Origin of the sequence: Cupriavidus sp. P-10 (assembly GCF_003402535.2) — a bacterium.
Classification (GTDB): domain Bacteria; phylum Pseudomonadota; class Gammaproteobacteria; order Burkholderiales; family Burkholderiaceae; genus Cupriavidus.
In genome coordinates, this window is the sequence record NZ_AP025170.1 from 214,193 (window position 1) to 233,460 (window position 19,268).

The 19,268-nt window shown below is 66.4% G+C and carries 18 protein-coding genes, 1 tRNA gene and 1 pseudogene; 11 read left to right on the forward strand and 9 right to left on the reverse strand.

Going from position 1 to position 19,268, the window contains the following annotated elements; genetic code table 11:
* Position 1: 1 nt before the first annotated feature.
* Both glmU and glmS read left to right on the forward strand, forming a co-directional pair.
* Positions 2 to 1,366, forward strand: coding sequence for a bifunctional UDP-N-acetylglucosamine diphosphorylase/glucosamine-1-phosphate N-acetyltransferase GlmU (gene glmU, locus CTP10_RS01005; protein ID WP_116316925.1), 1,365 nt, complete (start codon positions 2 to 4; stop codon positions 1,364 to 1,366).
* Between the two features lie 105 nt (positions 1,367 to 1,471).
* Positions 1,472 to 3,310 (forward strand): glutamine--fructose-6-phosphate transaminase (isomerizing), encoded by a 1,839-nt coding sequence (gene glmS / locus CTP10_RS01010; protein WP_116316926.1) that lies wholly within the window; start codon positions 1,472 to 1,474, stop codon positions 3,308 to 3,310.
* Between the two features lie 141 nt (positions 3,311 to 3,451).
* Here glmS and CTP10_RS01015 read toward each other — a convergent pair whose 3' ends face one another.
* From CTP10_RS01015 to CTP10_RS01040, 6 genes and pseudogenes are all read right to left on the reverse strand, one after another.
* Positions 3,452 to 4,270: a hypothetical protein gene (locus CTP10_RS01015; RefSeq protein ID WP_116316927.1), complete on the reverse strand. Its 819-nt coding sequence runs from the start codon at positions 4,268 to 4,270 to the stop codon at positions 3,452 to 3,454.
* Between the two features lie 11 nt (positions 4,271 to 4,281).
* On the reverse strand, positions 4,282 to 4,893 hold the full coding sequence (gene lpoB / locus CTP10_RS01020) for a penicillin-binding protein activator LpoB (protein WP_116316928.1): 612 nt from the start codon (positions 4,891 to 4,893) through the stop codon (positions 4,282 to 4,284).
* Between the two features lie 66 nt (positions 4,894 to 4,959).
* Positions 4,960 to 5,382 (reverse strand): YcfL family protein, encoded by a 423-nt coding sequence (locus CTP10_RS01025; RefSeq protein ID WP_116316929.1) that lies wholly within the window; start codon positions 5,380 to 5,382, stop codon positions 4,960 to 4,962.
* Positions 5,383 to 5,481: 99 nt separating this feature from the next.
* Entirely contained in the window at positions 5,482 to 6,969 is a 1,488-nt protein-coding gene (locus tag CTP10_RS01030) for a COG3014 family protein (protein WP_147316177.1), read from the reverse strand.
* Positions 6,970 to 7,163: 194 nt separating this feature from the next.
* A pseudogene (locus CTP10_RS01035) lies at positions 7,164 to 7,301 on the reverse strand (transporter); the annotation flags it as partial.
* Positions 7,302 to 7,324: 23 nt separating this feature from the next.
* Positions 7,325 to 8,275, reverse strand: coding sequence for a LysR family transcriptional regulator (locus CTP10_RS01040; RefSeq protein ID WP_116316931.1), 951 nt, complete (start codon positions 8,273 to 8,275; stop codon positions 7,325 to 7,327).
* A gap of 107 nt (positions 8,276 to 8,382) precedes the next feature.
* Between CTP10_RS01040 and CTP10_RS01045 the strand changes: the two genes are divergently transcribed.
* The 4 genes from CTP10_RS01045 to CTP10_RS01060 all read left to right on the forward strand — a co-directional run bounded on the left by CTP10_RS01045 (position 8,383) and on the right by CTP10_RS01060 (position 11,073).
* Positions 8,383 to 9,363: a Bug family tripartite tricarboxylate transporter substrate binding protein gene (locus tag CTP10_RS01045; RefSeq protein ID WP_116316932.1), complete on the forward strand. Its 981-nt coding sequence runs from the start codon at positions 8,383 to 8,385 to the stop codon at positions 9,361 to 9,363.
* Positions 9,364 to 9,694: 331 nt separating this feature from the next.
* Positions 9,695 to 10,174 carry a bacterioferritin gene (bfr, locus tag CTP10_RS01050; RefSeq protein ID WP_116316933.1) on the forward strand — a complete coding sequence of 160 codons (480 nt, stop codon included), beginning with the start codon at positions 9,695 to 9,697 and terminating at the stop codon, positions 10,172 to 10,174.
* 99 nt (positions 10,175 to 10,273) lie between these two features.
* Positions 10,274 to 10,348 (forward strand) — tRNA-Cys (locus CTP10_RS01055).
* 281 nt (positions 10,349 to 10,629) lie between these two features.
* Positions 10,630 to 11,073, forward strand: coding sequence for a GNAT family N-acetyltransferase (locus CTP10_RS01060; protein WP_116316934.1), 444 nt, complete (start codon positions 10,630 to 10,632; stop codon positions 11,071 to 11,073).
* A gap of 64 nt (positions 11,074 to 11,137) precedes the next feature.
* On the opposite strand, the gene dmeF is transcribed toward CTP10_RS01060, so the two are convergent.
* Positions 11,138 to 12,136: a CDF family Co(II)/Ni(II) efflux transporter DmeF gene (gene dmeF / locus CTP10_RS01065; RefSeq protein ID WP_116316935.1), complete on the reverse strand. Its 999-nt coding sequence runs from the start codon at positions 12,134 to 12,136 to the stop codon at positions 11,138 to 11,140.
* Between the two features lie 232 nt (positions 12,137 to 12,368).
* On the opposite strand from dmeF, the gene CTP10_RS01070 reads away from it, so the two are divergent.
* Entirely contained in the window at positions 12,369 to 13,247 is an 879-nt protein-coding gene (locus CTP10_RS01070; protein ID WP_116316936.1) for an alpha/beta fold hydrolase, read from the forward strand.
* A 449-nt stretch (positions 13,248 to 13,696) separates the two neighbouring features.
* Here the strand turns inward: CTP10_RS01070 and CTP10_RS01075 are convergent, their stop codons facing one another.
* Positions 13,697 to 15,160 (reverse strand): aminotransferase-like domain-containing protein, encoded by a 1,464-nt coding sequence (locus CTP10_RS01075; RefSeq protein ID WP_116316937.1) that lies wholly within the window; start codon positions 15,158 to 15,160, stop codon positions 13,697 to 13,699.
* 383 nt (positions 15,161 to 15,543) lie between these two features.
* Here CTP10_RS01075 and CTP10_RS01080 point away from each other — a divergent pair, with 383 nt between their 5' ends.
* On the forward strand, positions 15,544 to 16,875 hold the full coding sequence (locus tag CTP10_RS01080) for an aspartate aminotransferase family protein (RefSeq protein ID WP_116316938.1): 1,332 nt from the start codon (positions 15,544 to 15,546) through the stop codon (positions 16,873 to 16,875).
* Between the two features lie 118 nt (positions 16,876 to 16,993).
* Entirely contained in the window at positions 16,994 to 18,511 is a 1,518-nt protein-coding gene (locus tag CTP10_RS01085) for a CoA-acylating methylmalonate-semialdehyde dehydrogenase (protein WP_116316939.1), read from the forward strand.
* Here CTP10_RS01085 and CTP10_RS01090 read toward each other — a convergent pair.
* Positions 18,489 to 18,674: a helix-turn-helix domain-containing protein gene (locus CTP10_RS01090; protein ID WP_233527934.1), complete on the reverse strand. Its 186-nt coding sequence runs from the start codon at positions 18,672 to 18,674 to the stop codon at positions 18,489 to 18,491. The genes CTP10_RS01085 and CTP10_RS01090 overlap by 23 nt on opposite strands.
* A gap of 24 nt (positions 18,675 to 18,698) precedes the next feature.
* Here CTP10_RS01090 and CTP10_RS01095 point away from each other — a divergent pair, with 24 nt between their 5' ends.
* Complete coding sequence (locus tag CTP10_RS01095; RefSeq protein WP_233527935.1) at positions 18,699 to 18,962, forward strand: hypothetical protein; 264 nt, start codon at positions 18,699 to 18,701, stop codon at positions 18,960 to 18,962.
* A 9-nt stretch (positions 18,963 to 18,971) separates the two neighbouring features.
* Complete coding sequence (locus CTP10_RS01100) at positions 18,972 to 19,175, forward strand: hypothetical protein (RefSeq protein WP_116316940.1); 204 nt, start codon at positions 18,972 to 18,974, stop codon at positions 19,173 to 19,175.
* The last annotated feature ends 93 nt before the right edge of the window (positions 19,176 to 19,268 follow it).

Below are 19,268 nucleotides of genomic sequence, written 5' to 3' on the forward strand. Positions count from 1 at the left end.
TGTGAATATCGTCATTCTCGCCGCCGGCATGGGCAAGCGAATGGTTTCCGATTTGCCCAAGGTACTGCACCCGGTTGCAGGGCGGCCCATGCTGGCGCACGTCCTCGATACGGCACGCGCGCTGTCGCCGTCGCGGCTGGTGGTCGTGGTCGGCCACGGCGCCGCGCATGTGCGCGAGGCGGTCGCCGCCGACGATGTCGCCTTCGCGGAACAGGCCCAACAGCTTGGCACGGGCCATGCGGTGATGCAGGCACTTCCATTGTTGGACGACAGCCAGCCTACATTGGTTCTATACGGTGACGTGCCGCTCACAACCGCCGCCACGCTGAAGGCACTGGTGGCCGAGGCCGGCACCGAGCGCTTCGGCGTGCTGACGGTCGAAATGCCCGATCCGACCGGCTATGGACGTATCGTACGCGACGCCGCGGGCAGCATCGTCCGCATCGTCGAGCAAAAGGACGCCAGCGAGGCCGTCAAGGCCATCCACGAGATCAATACCGGCATCATCGTGTGCCCGACGGGCCACCTGCGGCGCTGGCTGTCGACGCTCGGCAACGACAATGCCCAGGGCGAGTACTACCTGACCGACACGGTCGAGCGCGCCGCCACGGAGGGCGTCGAGATCGTCTCGGCCCAGCCCGCGGCGATCTGGGAAACCCTCGGGGTCAACAGCAAGCTGCAGCTGGCCGAAGTCGAGCGCATCCACCAGGGCAACCAGGCCCGCCGCCTGCTGGAAGCCGGCGTGACGCTGCTGGACCCGGCGCGCATCGATGTGCGTGGCGAGCTGACCTGCGGGCGCGATGTCACCATCGATGTCGGCTGCGTGTTCGAGGGCCGCGTGCACCTGGAAGACGGCGCCAGCATCGGCGCCCATTGCGTGATCCGCAACAGCACCGTGGGTGCCGGCGCGCAATTGCACCCCTTCTGCCATGTCGATAGTGCCAAAATAGGCCCTGCCGGCCGCATCGGGCCCTACGCGCGGCTGCGCCCGGGCACCGAACTGGGCGAAGATGTCCATATCGGCAACTTCGTCGAGGTCAAGAATGCCCAGGTGGCGGCCCACAGCAAGGCCAATCACCTTGCATATGTTGGAGACGCCACAGTGGGTTCGCGCGTCAATATTGGCGCCGGCACGATCACCTGCAACTATGACGGTGTGAACAAGCACCGGACGGTGATCGAGGACGACGTCTTTATCGGCTCCGATACGCAACTGGTCGCGCCAGTGACGGTACGCCGCGGCGCCACGCTGGGCGCGGGCACTACGCTGACCAGGGAAGCACCCGCGGACAAGCTGACGCTGTCGCGCGCCAAGCAGATGACCATCGATGCCTGGCAGCGTCCGGTCAAGCCGCCGAAGAAGTAATCGTCAGGCCGCCGCGTGAGCGGCCATGGAAGCGCCGACCCGGCACGGGCGGCGCGATTGGATTGGATAGTGCGCCGCAGTGGGCGCCAGCAACGGGGGTTCAGCATGTGTGGCATCGTCGGCGCGGTTTCGACGCGCAATATCGTTCCGGTCCTGATCGAGGGTCTGCGCCGCCTGGAATACCGCGGCTATGACTCGTGTGGCGTCGCCGTCGTGCGCGACGATGCGGTCGAGCGCGCCCGCACCGTGTCGCGCGTGGCCGACCTGGATGCGCAGACCCAGGCCTCGGGCCTGTCGGGCTTGACCGGCGTGGCGCACACGCGCTGGGCCACCCACGGCAGGCCCGACACCGTCAACGCCCACCCCCACCTGTCGGGCGAGACCATCGCGCTGGTGCACAACGGCATCATCGAGAACTACGAGCCGCTGCGCGAGGAACTGCGCGCGGTCGGCTACGGCTTCGAGTCGCAGACCGACACCGAAGTTGTCGCCCACCTGATCCACCAGGCCTATTCCTATCCGAGCAGCGCCACCCGCGGGGACCTGTTCGGCTCGGTGCGCGCGGTCACCAAGCGCCTGCACGGCGCCTACGCCATCGCCGTGTTCGCCAAGGACCAGCCCGGCGTGGTGGTCGGCGCGCGCGCCGGTTCGCCGCTGGTGGTGGCGCTCGGCGAGAACGAGGCCTTCCTCGCGTCCGACGCGCTCGCCGTGGCCGGCACCGCCAACCGCATCATCTACCTGGAAGAGGGCGACGTGGTCGAGATCTCGCTCGACGGCGTGGTCATCCATGACGCGCAAGACCACGCGGTCGAGCGCGAAGCCCGCCTGGTTGAAGCCCATGCCGCATCGGTCGAGCTGGGCCCGTACCGCCACTTCATGCAGAAGGAAATCTTCGAACAGCCGCGCGCGCTGGGCGACACGCTGGAAGGCGTGGAAAGCATCACGCCGGCGCTGTTCGGCGACAAGGCCGCCGAGGTCTTTGCCGGTGTCGACAGCGTGCTGATCCTGGCGTGCGGCACCAGCTACTACTCCGGCTGCACGGCCAAGTACTGGCTCGAAAGCATCGCCAAGATCCCGACCCAGGTCGAGGTCGCCAGCGAATACCGCTACCGCGAAACCGTGCCGAACCCGCGCGCCCTGGTGGTGGTGATCTCGCAGTCGGGCGAAACCGCCGACACCATGGCCGCGATGCGCCACGCGCGCGCGCTGGGCCATGTGCACACGCTGGCCGTCTGCAACGTCGCCACCAGCGCCATGGTGCGCGAGACCGAGCTGCGCTTCCTGACCCGCGCCGGCACCGAGATCGGCGTGGCCTCGACCAAGGCCTTCACCACGCAGCTGGCCGCGCTGTACATGCTGACGCTGTCGCTGGCCAAGGTGCGCGGCCTGCTGACCGAGGAAGCCGAAGCCAGGGACCTGGCCAACCTGCGCCACCTGCCGGCCGCGCTGCACGGCGTGCTGGCGCTGGAGCCGCAGATCATCGCCTGGTCCGAAGACTTCGCGCGCCGCGAGAACGCGCTGTTCCTGGGCCGTGGCCTGCACTATCCGATCGCGCTCGAAGGCGCGCTCAAGCTCAAGGAAATCTCGTACATCCACGCCGAGGCCTATCCGGCCGGCGAACTGAAGCACGGCCCGCTGGCGCTGGTTACCGAAGCGATGCCGGTGGTCACCGTCGCCCCCAACGACGCGCTGCTGGAAAAGCTGAAGTCCAACATCCAGGAAGTGCGCGCGCGCGGCGGCCGGCTCTATGTGTTTGCCGACAGCGATACGCAGATCCAGTCGTCGGACGGCATCCAGGTGATCCGCATGCCCGAGCACTATGGCGACCTGTCGCCGATCCTGCACGTGGTGCCGCTGCAGCTGCTGGCGTATCACACGGCTTGCGCGCGCGGTACTGACGTCGACAAGCCGCGCAACCTCGCCAAGTCGGTGACGGTGGAGTAAGGTCGCGACAGCAGGTTGAGTGCCATAAAAAGGAAGAGCCGGCCCTCATTGGCCGGCTCTTTTTTTGTCAAAGCCATTCGTGCTCCATGGCGTTTCGACCGTAGGGCGCAGGGGCTGCAAAGGGCAGCCCCTGGTTCGCCGTTACTCAAACACCCTGACCTTGCGAGGTGATCCGGCGGTTTCAGGTCCGCGCGGGCTGCGCGAGCCGTCGTAGTTCTCCTCGCCCATGGCCAGGCGGCCACCGCCCACGCTGAACTGGTCGCCGAGCTGGCGAACCACTTCTTCAGCCAGCGAGCGCGACACGGCCTGCATCACCCGTGCCTTGTTGGGCGTCAGCGCGGCGCCGGATGACCAGATCTTGTTGTCATTGCCTTCGCCAACGGCCGAGAACGCGGCACGCACTTCCATGGTCCGGGTGTTGATGAGGCTGAATTCAGCGCCGACTTCCAGGCTGTAAAGCAGCATCGAGTTGCGCGTGTGCTGCACCGGCTGTACGTCGTTACGCCACTCCAGGCTGTTGACTACGCCGAAGAGCACATAGTCCGCGCCGGCGAAATCGCCCTGGCGGATGCGCTCGCGGACATTGAAGAGCGCCTCGGAAGGGTCGCCGGTGTACTGCCTGGCCTGTACGACCCGTATCGCGCCACTGCTGACGAGTTGTCCCTTGATGTCAGCGGTGAAGCGGCGCAATTCGCCGTATTCGATGCGCGTGAGTTCACCGGATGCCTTCACAAAAGCCGACTCGCTGGATGACGAGTGGTTTGCGTGGCCATTCGACGACCCCATGCCGCCGCTGTAGTTCATTGCCCCGCTGTTGTGGGACTTCCGGTAGCCGGACTCATAAGAGAACGCTTCCCGGATGGTGTCCTTATAGGCCAGGTCTGCAACGGCGACCTTCACCTGGGCGATGGCCCCGGAGCAGGCCAGGGCGGCGACTGCCGCGGTCAGGAAACGTAGCATCGCAGCCTCGCTCAACGATACGACGTCTTGCGGATTTCCTTCTCGTCAGCCCACTCCAGCATGCCGGACTCGTTGTCCACCAGCGTCAGGTTGAACAGGTAGTACACGTCCTTCACGTTCGAGGTGCGCTTGGTGATGGACGTGATGTTGCCCTCGAGCCGGTACCTGGCTGCCTGCATCTGGCCCATGCGGGCCTTGCCACTGTTCTTGTACAGGCCCGTCTGGTTCTGCCGCTGCAGTTCATCCACCTGGCCCTGCATGTCCACGCCCGCGGTAGCAAAGCGCACCGAACCGCTCTTGAGCAGCTGGTTGCGGATCTTCTCCGTGATGGCGCGGGTGTCGATGTATTCGCCCGTCTTGTTCTTGACCTCGGCCAGCGTGACAACCGGCGCCTCGCGCGGCGCAGTGATGGGGCGCGATTGCAGCAGCGAGCGCGTCATGGCTTCGGCAATCGTCTGCAGGTCGGTAGAGCCGAATTCATTGGTCAGGGCCTCGACGGCCCTGGCGTCGCCATACTGGACGTTGCCATCCATGCGCGGGCCGGCAACGGTGGTACAACCGCCCAGCAGCGCACCGGCGGCGAGCAACGCGAGAATAGGAGAACGAGCAAAAATCGGATGCATGACTGGATTTCCTTGATGAGTCTTCGGGTAAGGCAAAGGCTGTATGGCGGGTGAGGCTGGCTGTCGTTACCTCGACGGGCCGAACAGCGACGCGGTGTTGTCGACAGCGTGCAGTTCAATGCGGAAGTCTGTCGCCGCACGGGTGGGCGCCAGGGACTGGATGTCGGTGGACTGCACGCCATGCAGCATGACCGGCTTCCAGGCTTCGTCTTCCCACACGCTCATCTGGTCCTGGTCAAGCCATTTGAAGCGATAGGCGAAGTGCTGTGGGTCCGTCGAAGTATTGGCGAACTGCGCCTGTACCAGCAGCCGGCCGTTGCGTTCCACGGCGCGAAGCGCGCTCACGCGGATCTTGTTCGCTTCGCCAAGCTGTACCACCCTGGATGCAATGGTTTCGGCGTGTGCCAGGCCTGGCAGCAGCGCGCTTGCACCCGACAGGGCCAATGCCGCCACGGCAGATACGGAGAAGTTGCGGAATAGGTGGTTCATTCTTCAGGGTGCATCAGACGTGCAAAAGGCCGGCACAGGGCCAGCCAGGATTTGAGGCCGCGACGCGCGCGGCCTCGTTCGAAAAGTCAACTTAAGGCCTTACTGTCCTTTTGCCGCGCCCTTGGACGCCACCGTGGTACTGGCGCGGCGCGCATTGCGCTTGGCGGGCTCGGGCTTGGCTGGCGCGGCAGCAACCAGCCCAGCCCCTGGCTGCGAAACCAGCGCGCTGAGGTCGCTATTGCCCAACGGGCGCAGGACCACGAGTGCATAGGTGCCGTCGACCTTGACCTCCTGGCGGAAGGTACCTTGCGGCGTGGTGAACGACACCGGCAATGCGCCGCTGGGTACCACGGCGCGCGCCAGCGAGATGTTGGCCGGCAGCGTGCGCCATTGGCGCGTGTCTGCGCTCTCCGTGGCGGCGCTGGTCAGGCCAACCGCAAGGCTCATCAGGGAGCCGAAGGCGCCGCCATTGCGCTGCAGCGCCTCCTGAGCGGCGCCGGACACAACCATGCGAACCATGCTGCGCGCTACCGCCCCGGGCATCTCGTCCTTCAGCGCACGGCGAGCCATGGCATCCAGGCTGGTGACCATGGCCGCGGGCACGGAAGCATCGCCGACCTTGATCGAGGTCGGGATGAAGGTGTCTTTAGCCGGACGAATCACAGGATAAGAGGTGGACAGCAGCTTCACCCCCGCCCCGATCGGCACAGGCAGCGTGATCTTCACGGTTTCCCGCGCCGGCATGCTTCCGGACTCGATGACGAACAGCACGTCGGTCTTGCCGGCCGGCACACGCTTGCTGGTGGCAACGCCTTCCAGGCCCTTCTGCAGCATCGGTACGTCAGGGCGCAGCTCGATAGCCTGCCGATAGCCCGCCGTGGCAAGGCTGGGCTCGTTCAGCGCCTCGAAGACGAAGCCGGCCAGGTAATGCGATGCAGCGCTCTGGTAGGCATTGCGCAGGCCGGTCACTTCGGGGTCGTCGAAGATCTCGACCGGATACCCCTTGATGTCCTTGAGCTTGACTTCAGTGTCCTTCGCCCCTTTCTCTTCCGCCGCATCCTTGAGTGCCTGCACCTCCTTCTCGCGCAGGGAGGCAATCAATGTCTCGCGCTCGTACATGCGCCGGATTTCGATACGTGCGTCGTCCCAGCGGCCAGCCATCAAATGGTTCTGTGCCAGCCGGGTGCTGAGCATGACTTTCTCGTAGTCCTGCCCGTCATAGCGGTTGAACGACTCCGAAAGCAATGCGGCGCCGAGCTCGCCAGCGCTCTTGGTCAGCTTGCTCCGGCTATCCTCTTCCCATACCTGGATCTTTTCGGTCGCCTTGAACCATGCGTCGGTACTTGGCTTCAACCCGTCCTTGCGCAGGCGCATCAACTCGCCGCGCTCCAGGAAATACAGCAGGTCCAGGTCTTCCGGCTTGACCCCCTCATGGGCCTTGTCATGGGCTGCGATGGCGGTCTCGATGCCCCCTGCGCGAAAACTATCGGAAGTCGCGGCTACACGGTTTCCATAGTTCTGCGCGCAAGCGCCAAGCAAAGTGGCGCCGCACACGAGCGCCGTCGTGCGAAGAGTTGCTCCCCACATTTTTGATATTTCCCCGTATCGTTTTGGTTTTAAGCGGGGACTGAACTGCTTTGACCGCCCCGCACCGCCTATATCGACAGGCGCGCGTGCGCTCTTGAGAGCGTCTGGACGTGCCTGTTGTCAGCGGCGGCAGGAGCATAGCGTGCACCAAGGGGATTCGACAATAACCGGTTCATGGTATTGCCGCGGGGAATGTTCAGGCTGGGATTGGCCAGTGAGTTGGGATCGTACTCGCCGGTCGGCGCCCAGATGGTCAGGCTCAGCGCCACATGCCCGGTCTTGGAGAAGTGGTAGCCCGCGATCAGCGGCGTGAAATAGATGTCGAAGAGGTCGCCGCCGTGTCCTGCGAAAGTTTCTAGCGAACCGGGACGATGCTCGCCCCCGCCCCCGGGTAGCCCGCCAGCGCCGCTTGCACCTCCGCCACGAACGCGCGCGTCGCCGGCGACGGGGTATGCCCGGCCAGCGACACAATGCCGTACTGCGCGCGCAGGTCGTGGGGCGGGCGCATCCGCAGCGGCACCGCCGCGCCCCGCGCGCAGGCCTCGGCCATCATCGCCACCGGCACCAGCGCGACCGCGTCACCGGACAGCATCAGCGCGCGCAACGCGTGCATGTCATTGCAGGTGACGGTGAGCAGGCCGGTGCTGTCGTCCCCGGGCGTGCCGTCGCCTGCCGCCTGCAGCGCCTCGCGGAAGTACTGCTGGATACGCGCCGGCAGCCTCGGGCCTGCCACCGGGTAGTCGCGCAGCGCGGCGAGGCTGATGTCGTGCTGCTGCGCCAGCGGGTGCGCCGCGCGTACGAAGACGCCGGTTTCCAGCGCCGGCAGGCGCTCGATCTGCAGGTGGCCGAGCGGCGCCAGGCTGCGGCTTTCGCCGACAAAGACATCGAGCCGTTCTGCTTCCAGCGCGCGCAGCATGGTGGTGGTGTCGGCGGTTTCCACGTCGATGCGCAGGCGCGGGTAGCGCCGCACCAGCGCTTCCAGCACCGGGTCGAGCAGGAACGATGCCGCGAACGGTCCGAAGCCGGCGCGGATCTCGCCGATCTCCACATCGTCCAGCAACTGCAGGTCGCGGCGCAGTTCGCGGCTTTCGCGCAGCATGCGGCGCGCGCGCTCGAGCACCAGCGTGCCGGCGGCGGTGGGGCGAACCTTGCCGTAGCTGCGGTCGACCAGTGTGCCGAGGTCGGCCTCCAGCGCCTGGATGCTGCGCGTCAGTGCCGGCTGCGACAGGTGCAGCGCCGCGGCCGCGCGCGCGAAGCTGCCCTGTTCCACCAGGGTGACGAAGTGATGCAGCTGTCGCAGGCCCATTGATCTAACTGTTTATGCATCGAAACCTGAAAAATATTGCATTGGACGTACTTTCTCAAGCCCGCTACCGTTGTCCTTCAAAACCATAAAGACGATCTGGAGACGACATGAAACGACGCGCATGGCTCGCGCTCGCAGTCAGCGGGCTTTCGCTCAGCCTCGGGCTGCCGGCCGCGGCACAGACCTATCCGGCCAAGCCGATCCGCCTGGTGGTGCCCTACGTGGCCGGCGGCGGCACCGACACCATCGCCCGCGCCATGGGCGAGAAACTCAGCAAGCGGCTGGGCCAGCCGGTCGTGGTGGAGAACAAGGCCGGCGCCTCCGGCATCATCGGCACCGATGCCGTGGCCAAGGCTGCGCCTGACGGCTACACGCTGCTGATGACGCTGACGCAGTCGGTACTGACCAACCAGTTCCTGTTCGACAAGCTGCCGTACGACCCGCGCAAGGACCTGACCATGATCAGCGTGCTGGCCGACGCGCAACTGGTGCTGGTGGCGCACCCGTCGGTGCCGGCACGCACGCCGCGCGAGCTGGGCGACTATGCGCGCGCCCAGGCCGGCAAGGCTACCTATGCCTCATGGGGCGTGGGATCGCTGTCGCACCTGAGCGGCGCCTACCTCAGCAAGCTCACGCGCGGCAACGCCACGCACGTGCCCTACAAGGGCGAGGCGCCGATGCTGCAGGATCTGCTCGGCGGCCAGGTGCAGTTCGGCTTTGCCAGCATTCTGACGGCCAAGCCGTATATCGAGAGCGGCAAGCTCAAGGCGCTCGCCGTCACCGGCACGCAGCGCAGCAGCGCGTTGCCCGCGATGCCGACCTTTGCCGAGCTGGGCATGCAGGACAGCGCGTTCAAGACAGTGGGCTGGATCGGGCTGGTGGCGCCGGTAGGCGTGCCCGCGCCGATCTTGGCCAAGCTCGAAAGCGAGGTGAAGGCGATCCTGCAGACCCCCGACATGCAGGCGCGCATGGTCGCGCTGGGGCTGCGCCCGGTAGGCAGTTCGCCGGCCGAGGCGCAGGCGCTCTATGCGCGCGACTGGCCGGTGCTGAAGACGCTGGTGGCGGATTCGGGCGCGCGCCTCGACTGATTATTCCTTCTGATCCTCCAATGGCGGGCGGCGCGGCAATATGCTGCGTACGCCCGCTTTTTTATGGGGCAGGCATGTGTCCGAAATGCCCGCATAATAATGGCGGAAGCGGTTTTCCATACGCAAGGGAAAACCGAATGGAAACCATTGCCATTCTCATCCTCAATAACCACGGATAATCGGCGAATATACGCTGAATTTGCTTGATGTCCCCCTTGGCCGGTCTACCATGAAAGCCACGGCGCGATATTCACAACTATTCGCCGCAGCAGCGCGCTGGCCGCGATAATGAGAATTGATCCACCCAAATCGAGGGGTCGTTGGTGCTGTCATGAAAAGCGATAAAAAGGCGATTCAGATGCTCAATGGCCAGCTCCGGCATGAGCTGACCGCAATCAACCAGTATTTCCTGCACGCGCGCATGTACCGGCATTGGGGACTCAATGCCCTGGGCAAGCACGAGTACGAGGAATCAATCGAGGAAATGAAGCATGCCGACAAGCTGATCGAGCGCATCCTGTTGCTCGACGGCTTGCCCAACCTGCAGGACCTCGACAAATTGCTGATTGGCGAGAACACCGAGGAAATGCTCGGCTGCGACCTGAAGCTGGAACAGGTCTCGCAGGCCAGTTGCAAGGATGCGATCAAGTATCTGGAGTCGATCGGCGATTATGTTTCGCGCGAGGTGGTGGTCGATATCCTGGAGGCCACTGAATCGCATATCGACTGGCTCGAATCGCAGATAGAACTGATCGGCAAGGTCGGCTTGCAGAACTACGTGCAGTCGGCCATGGGCGAGATCGGCGACTGACTGCCCGCCGCGGGCGCTCGCGCAGCGCCCTGCAGACTTTTCCATTTCCCGCTACACTGCGGCCCGCAGCACGACGCGCCGGTATGGCGCGCCATCCACGGCGGGGTGGCAGAGTGGTGATGCAACGGCCTGCAAAGCCGTGTACGACGGTTCGATTCCGGATCCCCGCCTCCAGTTTTCTTCTCCCTTCTTCGCACCTGCTCGCACCTGCGCCGCGTGATGCACGCGACGGCGCGCCGTTGCCGCAGCCGCCCCTGTGCGGAATGCGGCGGGCAATTGCCGACACCCGTTTGCCCTGTTCTTCCCCAATAGTACAAAGCAATCGATTCAGGTAGTGTTGCGCGGTCAGGCCGGACCGGCCTGCGTGCACAGAGCGCCGCCAGCAGGGCGGCGCAACCATGCCGGGCTTCCATGGTGTTCCCGTCGCCAAGTGATGTGAAGAAGAGAGGCTCCTGATGATGAAAGACCTGCGAATCCGGGCGGCGATGCCCTCGGACGCGCCAGCGGTGGGGGCGCTGCTAGAGCGCTGTGGCCTGCCGAGCGACGATGTGTTCCGCGTGCTGGAGCACTTCCATGTCGCCATCCTCGAATCGCGGATCGTCGGCTGCGCTGCCGGCGAGCCGTTCGGCCAGACCGTGGTGATCCGGTCGGTGGCGGTGCTGCCCGAGCACCGCGACCAGGGCGTGGCCACGCACGTGGTGCGTGCCGCGCTGATGCGCGCGCGGTCGAATGGCCTGCAGCGTGCGGTGCTGCTGGCATCGAGTTGCCCGAGCTATTTCGCGCGCTACGGTTTTTCGCTGGTGCCGGCATCGAAGCTGCCGGAGGAGGTGCTGTCCTCCAGCGAATTCCAGCGCCATACCGATACGCCGCCGCTGTGCATGTGGTGCGAGCTGGGCTGAACTGAACTGAGCTGAAGAGAGCCGCGCGCCAGGTCTGGCGCGCTGTTTTGCGTTCGGCGGGTGTTCAGTGCGCGGCCGCGCAGCGGCTGATCTCGACGGTAACGTGCACCAGTTCCTCGTGCACGGACAGTGCCTGGCGCACGCGCTGCGGCGTCAGCGCGGCGTCATGCGTGACCAGGCAGACGATGCAGGCAAAGTGCTGCCGGCCGACGCGCCAGACATGCAGGTCGGTCACGCGGGTGCCTTCATCGCCGTAACCGCCATCACCGCCGTCGCGGTTTAGTTCGGCCAGCACCTCGCGCACTTCTTCGACCACCGGGTGGTCCATCTCGCGGTCCAGCAGCACGGTGCCGCTCTGGCGCAGCAGGCCGATCGCCCATTTGCCGACCAGCGCCGCCCCTACGAGTCCCATCACCGGGTCTAGCCAGGCCCAGCCCAGCCACCAGCCGCCGGCCAGCGCCACGATCGCCAGCACCGATGTGGCGGCATCGGCCAGCACGTGCAGGTAGGCCGCGCGCAGATTGATGTCATGGTGGTGGCCGTGGTCGTGGTGATGATCGTGGCCATGGTGGTGGTGCCCGTGCGCGTGGTCATGCCCATGCCCGTGCGTATGGCCACCCAGGATCAGCGCGCAGCCGAGGTTGACCAGCAGCCCCAGCGCCGTCACGGCCATGGCCTCGCGGTAATGGATGTCCTGCGGGCTGAACAGCCGCTCGACCGAACCCGCCGCCATCAGCGCGGCAATGCAGAGCAGGAACACCGCGCTGGCAAAGGCGGCCAGCACTTCGATCTTCCAGGCGCCGAAGGCAAAGCGCCGGTCGCTGGCATAGCGGCGCGCGGCCGCGTAGGCAAAGGCGGACAGGCCGATGGCCAGCGCGTGCGAACTCATGTGCCAGCCGTCGGCCAGCAGCGCCATCGAGTTGAACCAGAGGCCGGCGGCGATTTCCACCACCATGACGATGGCGGTGATAACCATCACCAGGCGCGTGCCGCGCTCCGCGTCACGGTTGCCGGCGTCAAAGGTATGGCTGTGGGTCCATGCGGACAGGTCTTGGCTATGCATGGTCGGATCTGGCGGTTGCTTGAAATCGGGCACTGCGGATGATGCAAGGGTAGCAGACCGCCGTTGTGCACCCGGGGGCATCCCTGCCGGCGGCAGGGGCTGGCGGTATCCGGCAATTCATGAATCCACCGACCGAATGAGTGTCGTGGCAGGAAATCCTGTCGCGCTGCTTAGTGATTACACTTGCCAGCACGGATGCAGACGGCCGCCGTTCCGGCCATGGAGACAGACGATGTTCGAAGGATTCACGCCGCACCGGATCGACTGCGGCGACGTTGCCATCCACGCGGTGGTCGGCGGCCAGGGGCCGGCTTTGTTGCTGCTGCACGGCCACCCGCAGACGCATGCGATCTGGCACAAGGTGGCGCCGGTGCTGGCACGGCATTTCACCGTGGTGGCCGCCGACCTGCGTGGCTACGGCGACAGCGACAAGCCCGCGGGTTTGCCGGACCACGCCAACTACAGCAAGCGCGCCATGGCCGCCGACCAGCTCGCGCTGATGCGCGCGCTGGGCTTCGAACGGTTCAGCGTGCTGGCGCACGACCGCGGCGCGCGCGTGGCGCACCGGCTGGTGCTGGATCATCCGCAGGCAGTCGGGCGGCTGGTGACGCTGGACATTGCACCCACGCTGGCGATGTACGCGCAGACCAGCGAGGCCTTCGCCCGCGCCTACTGGCACTGGTTCTTCCTGATCCGGCCGGCGCCGTTTCCGGAAACGCTGATCGAAGCGGATCCCGCGCTTTACCTGCGCCAGACCATGGGCGCCCGCAGCGCCGGGCTGGCGCCATTTTCCGAGGCCGCCATGGCCGAGTATCTGCGCTGCCTGAGCCTGCCCGGCGCGGCCCACGGGCTGTGCGAGGACTACCGCGCCAGTGCCACCATCGACCTCGAGCATGACCGCGCCGATCTCGCCGCGGGGCGCATGGTCGAATGCGAGATGCTGGCGCTTTGGGGCGAGCAGGGCGCCGTCGGGCAGTGCTTCCGCCCGCTGGACGAATGGCGCAAGGTGGTGCGGCGTGTGCGCGGGCATGCGCTGCCGTGCGGCCACTACATTGCCGAAGAGATGCCTGAGCGGCTTCTGGAAGACGTGCTGCCGTTCCTGCGCGGCTGAGGCTGTCAGCCTGCCTGGCGGCGCGCCATGCCGTGCCGCCGCGGCCCCATCGTCATGCCGCCAATGTGTCGCAGTCCGCGGCAGATCGCCGCAGGGCGCCTGCCACATGCGGCAAAAGGCGCTTTCTTGCCTTCCCACGTTGCGAAAAATCCCCAAAACATCTCAGGGAAATCCCATTGCGCCTTACATACATTCATGAATGGATGTATGATTTCGCGAAAAATTCATATTCCCGCAACGACTTTATTGTCGGTTTTGAGATGACATATCGTTTTATCACCATCGCGCTCGTGACCTGGGTGGGCATCTGCGCCACCGCAGGCTGGGTCGTCGAGCGCCTCTGGAGCTGAGGCAGCGCCGTGCGCGCGGCACCGGCCCGCGCCAGCGCCGTGCCCTCCGCACCATTTCCCTACCAGTTGCCTGCGCTACCGCTTCTGATGTCGCGCGTTTCAGGCAGCGGCACGCGGCGCCTGCGCCAGGCCGTCGAAGAACTGCCACAGCTGCGGCGCATCGCCGGTGGCCACGTTGAAGCGGATCCACGGCGAATCGGTCTCGTCTGGCTCGAAGTACGAGCCCGGTGCCAGCCAGATGCCGTGCTCCAGCGCCAGCATGGCCAGGCGGTTGCCGCCCAGCGGCTCGCCGCGCCGGGTTGCCTGCAGCCGCTGCTGGATGTCTTCGCGCAGCCGCGCCCAGGCGAACATCCCGCCCTCGGGGCGCAGCAGCACCTCCAGGCCGTGGGCCTCCATCTTTTCCGTCACCAGGTCCTGCTGCGCGCGCAGCCGCTCGGCCAGCGCGGCCACGTGGCGGCCGTAGTGGCCGCTGGTCAATACCGAGTAGACCAGGCGCTCGGTCACTTCCGACGACGTCAGCCCGACCGCCATCTTGGTCCGCGCGAAGGCCTTGGCGAGGTCGGGGCTGGCGGCCAGGTAGCCCACGCGCAGCGACGGTGTGATGGTCTTGGAAAAGCCATTGACGTAGACCACCTGCGACAACCCGTCCATGGCGGCCAGCATCGGCGAGCCGGCCGGTGCCAGTTCGCGATAGATATCGTCCTCCACCACCAGCAGCCGGTGCTGCTCGGCGAGCTGCAGCACGCGGAAGGCGTTCATGCTGCTGAGGCTGGCGCCGGTCGGGTTCTGCAGCACGGTGTTGACGAACAGCGCACGCGGGGCGTGGGCGCGGATCGCGTCGTCGAGCGCATCGGTGTCGAGCCCGGCCGCCGAGCGTGGCACGCCGACCACGCGCAGCCCCGCCAGCCGCAGGATCTGCAGCAGGTTGCAGTAGCAGGGCGATTCCACCAAAACGGTATCGCCGGGGCGCAGCAGCGTACGCACCACCAGGTCCAGCGCCTGGGTCGCGCCTTGCGTCAGCACTACCTGCTGCGCCTGCAGCGGGATGCCGTACTGGCCCAGGCCGGTGGCGATATGCTCGCGCAGCGGCGCGAATCCGTAGGGATGGCCGTAGCCTGACAGCTGTGCCGCCGGCACCCGGCCAGAGGCCCGCATGGCCTGGTGCAGCCCTTCCTCGTTGAGCCAGTCGCCGGGCAGCCAGCCGGCGCCGGCCTTGATCGGCACGGAATGATCGGCGAATACGTCCGACAGCAGCCACGCCGCGTTCAGTCCCGGCGCTTCCCACTGCGGCGCGCGGGCGCTGCCTGTGGGCGCATGACGGTGCGCCACGGTGTAGCCCGAGCCCGGCCGCGCGGCCAGGTAGCCCAGCGCCGTCAGCCGTCCGTAGGCCTCGGCCACGGTGAAGGTGCTGACCTGGTGGTGCTGGGCAAAGCGGCGTACCGATGGCAGCGTGGTGCCGGCGCGCAGCGCGCGCTGCTCCACCAGCGCGGCGATGCCGGCGACGATCTGCTCGGTCAGCGTTTCGCCGCCGCGGCGGCTGCGGGTCAGGTTCAGGGTCAGCATCAGAAGCGTTGCGTCAGGCACCCGGAAGGGCGCGAACCTGTACAGTTTAGCGGGCCGCGCAGGGCGCCGGGCGCCGCGTCATGCCGGTGCCATTCCGGCTGGCGAAATTTGCCGCAGTGCAGCGTGGGATGCCGTACGGCGCTGGCAAGCGCGACGTGGCAGCGTGTCTGGCCCCGCGCGTGCCACGGTAGCTTGCCTGTACGGTTTGTCGTGATCAAACTGTACGGTAAGGCGGTGCTGTCCGGACTGTATATTTTGTCGGCCAGACGCCGCCGGTAGAGTGCATTGTCGCCGTTCCGGTACCCGCTTCAGTGCTCGCCACTCGCAGCGGTGCCGCACCGGCATCAGCCAACAGACCCGCCCAATTGCCCCGAGGAGGACGTATGGACGCCGCCAAGACCGTGATTCCCGATCTCGATGCCCTGTGGATGCCCTTCACCGCCAACCGCCAGTACAAGGCGGCGCCGCGCCTGCTCGCGTCGGCAAGCGGCATGTACTACACCACCCACGACGGACGCCAGATCCTGGACGGTTGCGCCGGCCTGTGGTGCGTGGCCGCGGGCCACTGCCGAAAGGAGATCGCCGACGCCATCGCGCGCCAGGCGGCCACGCTGGACTATGCGCCGCCGTTCCAGATGGGCCACCCGCTGTCGTTCGAGGCCGCCACCAAGGTGGCCGCGATCATGCCGCAGGGGCTGGACCGCATCTTCTTCACCAACTCGGGCTCGGAGTCGGTCGACACCGCGCTGAAGATCGCGCTGGCGTACCACCGCGCGCGCGGCGAAGGCCAGCGCACCCGCTTTATCGGCCGCGAGCGCGGCTACCACGGCGTGGGCTTCGGGGGCATGGCGGTGGGCGGCATTGGCCCGAACCGCAAGGCCTACTCGGCCAACCTGATGCCGGGCACGGACCACCTGCCGGCCACGCTGAATATCGCCGAGGCTGCCTTTTCCAAGGGCCAGCCGCAATGGGGCGCGCACCTCGCCGACGAACTCGAGCGCATCCTTGCGCTGCATGACCCGGCCAACGTCGCCGCCGTGATCGTCGAGCCGCTGGCCGGCTCCGCCGGCGTGCTGGTTCCGCCGGTCGGCTACCTGGAAAAGCTGCGCGAGATCACCAGCAAGCACGGCATCCTGCTGATCTTCGATGAAGTGATCACCGCCTTCGGCCGCCTCGGCGCGGCCACCGCGGCCGAGCGCTTCAACGTGACGCCCGACCTGATCACCATGGCCAAGGCGATCAACAACGCGGCGGTGCCGATGGGCGCCGTGGCCGTGCGCCGCGAAGTGCACGACACTGTGGTCAACAGCGCCGCGCCGGGCGCGATTGAACTGCTGCACGGCTATACCTACTCCGGCCACCCGCTGGCCGCCGCCGCCACCGTGGCCACCCTCGACCTGTACCAGCGCGAGAACCTGTTCGGCCGCGCCGCCGAGCTGGCGCCGGTGTTCGAGGCCGCGGTGCATGGCGTACGCAGCGCGCCGCATGTGAAGGACATCCGCAACTTCGGGCTGGTGGCGGGGATCGAGCTGGAGCCGCGTCCGGGCCAGCCGGGGGCGCGCGCCTACGAGGCCTTCCTCAAGTGCCTGGAGCTGGGCGTGCTGGTGCGCTACACCGGCGACATCCTGGCGTTCTCGCCGCCGCTGATCATCTCGGAAGCGCAGATCGGCGAGCTGTTCGATACGGTGAAGAAGGCGCTGCAGGACGTCAAGTAAGCGGCGCACGCCGCATCGCATCGCCGCCGGGCCTTCGGGTCCGGCTCTCTGATTCTCTGATTGCAGACCACGGCGCGCGCTGACGTGCGCGCGCCGTGGCCATCGAAGGAAATCCCAAGTGAGCATCGCAGAAAACCGGCAACTGGCCGAAATCCATCATTACATCGGCGGCGCCGTGCGCCGCGCCGGCGGCCAGCGGCTGGCGGACGTGTTTAACCCCGCCACCGGCGAAGTTGCCGCGCGCGTGGCGCTGGGCACCGTGCAGGATGTCTCCGATGCGGTCGCCGCCGCCAAGGCCGCGTTTCCGGCATGGTCCGAGACCCCGCCGTTGCGCCGCGCGCGCATCCTGTTCAAGTTCAAGGAACTGCTCGACCAGCACCATGACGACCTGGCCGCGCTGATCACGCGCGAGCATGGCAAGGTGTTCTCCGATGCCAAGGGTGAAGTCACGCGCGGCATCGAGGTGGTGGAGTTTGCCTGCGGCATCCCCAACCTGCTGAAGACCGATTTCACCGACAACGTCGGCGGCGGCATCGACAACTGGAATCTGCGCCAGCCGCTGGGCGTGGTGGCGGGGATCACGCCGTTCAACTTCCCGGTGATGGTGCCGATGTGGATGTTCCCGGTGGCGCTGGCTTGCGGCAATACGTTCGTGCTGAAGCCGTCTGAGCGGGATCCGTCGCCGAGCTTGCTGATCGCCGATCTGCTGCGCCAGGCTGGCTTGCCTGATGGCGTGTTCAACGTCGTGCAGGGGGACAAGGAAGCGGTCGATGCGTTGCTGGCGCATCCGGATGTGCAGGCGTTGTCGTTCGTTGGGTCGACGCCAATTGCCGAGTACATCTATACGGAAGGCACGAAGCACGGCAAGCGGGTGCAGGCGCTGGGCGGGGCCAAGAACCACCTGGTGGTGATGCCTGACGCGGATCTGGATCAAGCCGTCGATGCGCTGATCGGTGCGGCCTACGGCTCGGCGGGCGAGCGCTGCATGGCGATCTCGGTGGCCGTGGCCGTGGGCGATGTCGCTGACAGGCTGGTGCCGCGGCTGGCGGAGCGGGCGCGCTCCCTGAAGATCCGTAACGGCATGGAGTCCGACGCCGAAATGGGTCCGCTGGTGACCGGGGCGCACAAGGCCAAGGTCGAAGGCTATATCGCCAAGGGCGTGGAAGAGGGCGCGACGCTGGTGACCGATGGGCGGGGACACCAGGTCGAGGGGCACGAGAACGGCTTCTATGTCGGCGGCACGCTGTTCGATCACGTCACGCCCGACATGACCATCTACAAGGATGAGATCTTCGGGCCGGTGCTGTCGGTGGTGCGCGTGGAAGACTTTGCCCACGCGGTTACGCTGATCAATGCGCATGAGTTTGGCAACGGCGTGTCCTGCTATACCAGCGACGGTGGGATTGCGCGTGCGTTTGCCCGGCAGATCCAGGTGGGCATGGTCGGCATCAACGTGCCGATCCCCGTGCCGATGGCCTGGCATTCCTTCGGCGGCTGGAAGCGCTCGCTGTTTGGCGACCATCATGCCTACGGCGAAGAAGGCGTACGGTTCTACACGCGCTACAAGAGTGTGATGCAGCGGTGGCCGGATTCCATTGCCAAGGGGGCGGAGTTTACGATGCCGGTGGCGAAGTAAGGGTTGGTTTGGCGGCGCGCGCTTGTCGGTAAGCCCTTGGCGTGGCCGCCTCGGCCTTGTTCCAGCAGGCACGAAAGGCCTGCACGCTGGCGAAACCGCTTTTCAACGCAATCTCTTCCACAGCCAGGCTCGATGACGCCAGCAGCTTGCGGGCGCGTGCCATGCGCAGCGCGAGCTCCTGACCTCGATGTTCTGCTTCGAGCGCTATGGCAGCCGGATCAAGGGCAAGGTGTTCGGGCTGCTGTTCCTGGGCCACCAGCTCGGCGCCTTCCTGACGGTGCAGCTGGGCGCGTGGTCGTTCGATGCCACGCGCAGCTACCAGCAAACCATCGTCGCGCTGGTCGGGATCACGCTGTGTTCGGCGGCATGTTCTTGGTTCGGGCTGCGCCGTGCGGGGGCCTTGCCGGTGGAGGCCGCAGGCCAGCCGCAGCCTGTGGCGGCTAGCCGTTGAATCGGCACCATGTTGTTGAAGCTTCTCCTGCTGACCGCCACGCTGGCTCCGCTGGCGGCGGCGGCCTGCACGATACCGTGCCCGCGGCACACCCGGATCATCGCCCTCGCGGTGCTGGCGCTCGCCGGCACCGCCATGCTCATGCTGGACCCGCTCTCCACCGCGCTGGCGCGCGTGGACGGCGTCCTTTCCGCGCCCGGCTGCGGCGGCTGACGACAGCTTGTCTCCGGTCAGCACCGGACGATCGCGCGTTCCCTATTATTCCGATGTCGTGCCCGCCGGGCGCGGGCGCCGAATGTGACGTCT

Bases quoted from the DNA above. Each gene is read 5' to 3' on its own strand.
- glmS (WP_116316926.1), top strand. From the start codon at position 1,472: ATGTGTGGCATCGTCGGCGCGGTTTCGACGCGCAATATCGTTCCGGTC.
- CTP10_RS01015 (WP_116316927.1), bottom strand. From the start codon at position 4,270: ATGCTACGTTTCCTGACCGCGGCAGTCGCCGCCCTGGCCTGCTCCGGG.
- lpoB (WP_116316928.1), bottom strand. From the start codon at position 4,893: ATGCATCCGATTTTTGCTCGTTCTCCTATTCTCGCGTTGCTCGCCGCC.
- CTP10_RS01025 (WP_116316929.1), bottom strand. From the start codon at position 5,382: ATGAACCACCTATTCCGCAACTTCTCCGTATCTGCCGTGGCGGCATTG.
- CTP10_RS01030 (WP_147316177.1), bottom strand. From the start codon at position 6,969: ATGTGGGGAGCAACTCTTCGCACGACGGCGCTCGTGTGCGGCGCCACT.
- CTP10_RS01040 (WP_116316931.1), bottom strand. From the start codon at position 8,275: ATGGGCCTGCGACAGCTGCATCACTTCGTCACCCTGGTGGAACAGGGC.
- CTP10_RS01045 (WP_116316932.1), top strand. From the start codon at position 8,383: ATGAAACGACGCGCATGGCTCGCGCTCGCAGTCAGCGGGCTTTCGCTC.
- bfr (WP_116316933.1), top strand. From the start codon at position 9,695: ATGAAAAGCGATAAAAAGGCGATTCAGATGCTCAATGGCCAGCTCCGG.
- CTP10_RS01060 (WP_116316934.1), top strand. From the start codon at position 10,630: ATGATGAAAGACCTGCGAATCCGGGCGGCGATGCCCTCGGACGCGCCA.
- dmeF (WP_116316935.1), bottom strand. From the start codon at position 12,136: ATGCATAGCCAAGACCTGTCCGCATGGACCCACAGCCATACCTTTGAC.
- CTP10_RS01070 (WP_116316936.1), top strand. From the start codon at position 12,369: ATGTTCGAAGGATTCACGCCGCACCGGATCGACTGCGGCGACGTTGCC.
- CTP10_RS01075 (WP_116316937.1), bottom strand. From the start codon at position 15,160: ATGCTGACCCTGAACCTGACCCGCAGCCGCCGCGGCGGCGAAACGCTG.
- CTP10_RS01080 (WP_116316938.1), top strand. From the start codon at position 15,544: ATGGACGCCGCCAAGACCGTGATTCCCGATCTCGATGCCCTGTGGATG.
- CTP10_RS01090 (WP_233527934.1), bottom strand. From the start codon at position 18,674: ATGGCACGCGCCCGCAAGCTGCTGGCGTCATCGAGCCTGGCTGTGGAA.
- CTP10_RS01095 (WP_233527935.1), top strand. From the start codon at position 18,699: ATGTTCTGCTTCGAGCGCTATGGCAGCCGGATCAAGGGCAAGGTGTTC.
- CTP10_RS01100 (WP_116316940.1), top strand. From the start codon at position 18,972: ATGTTGTTGAAGCTTCTCCTGCTGACCGCCACGCTGGCTCCGCTGGCG.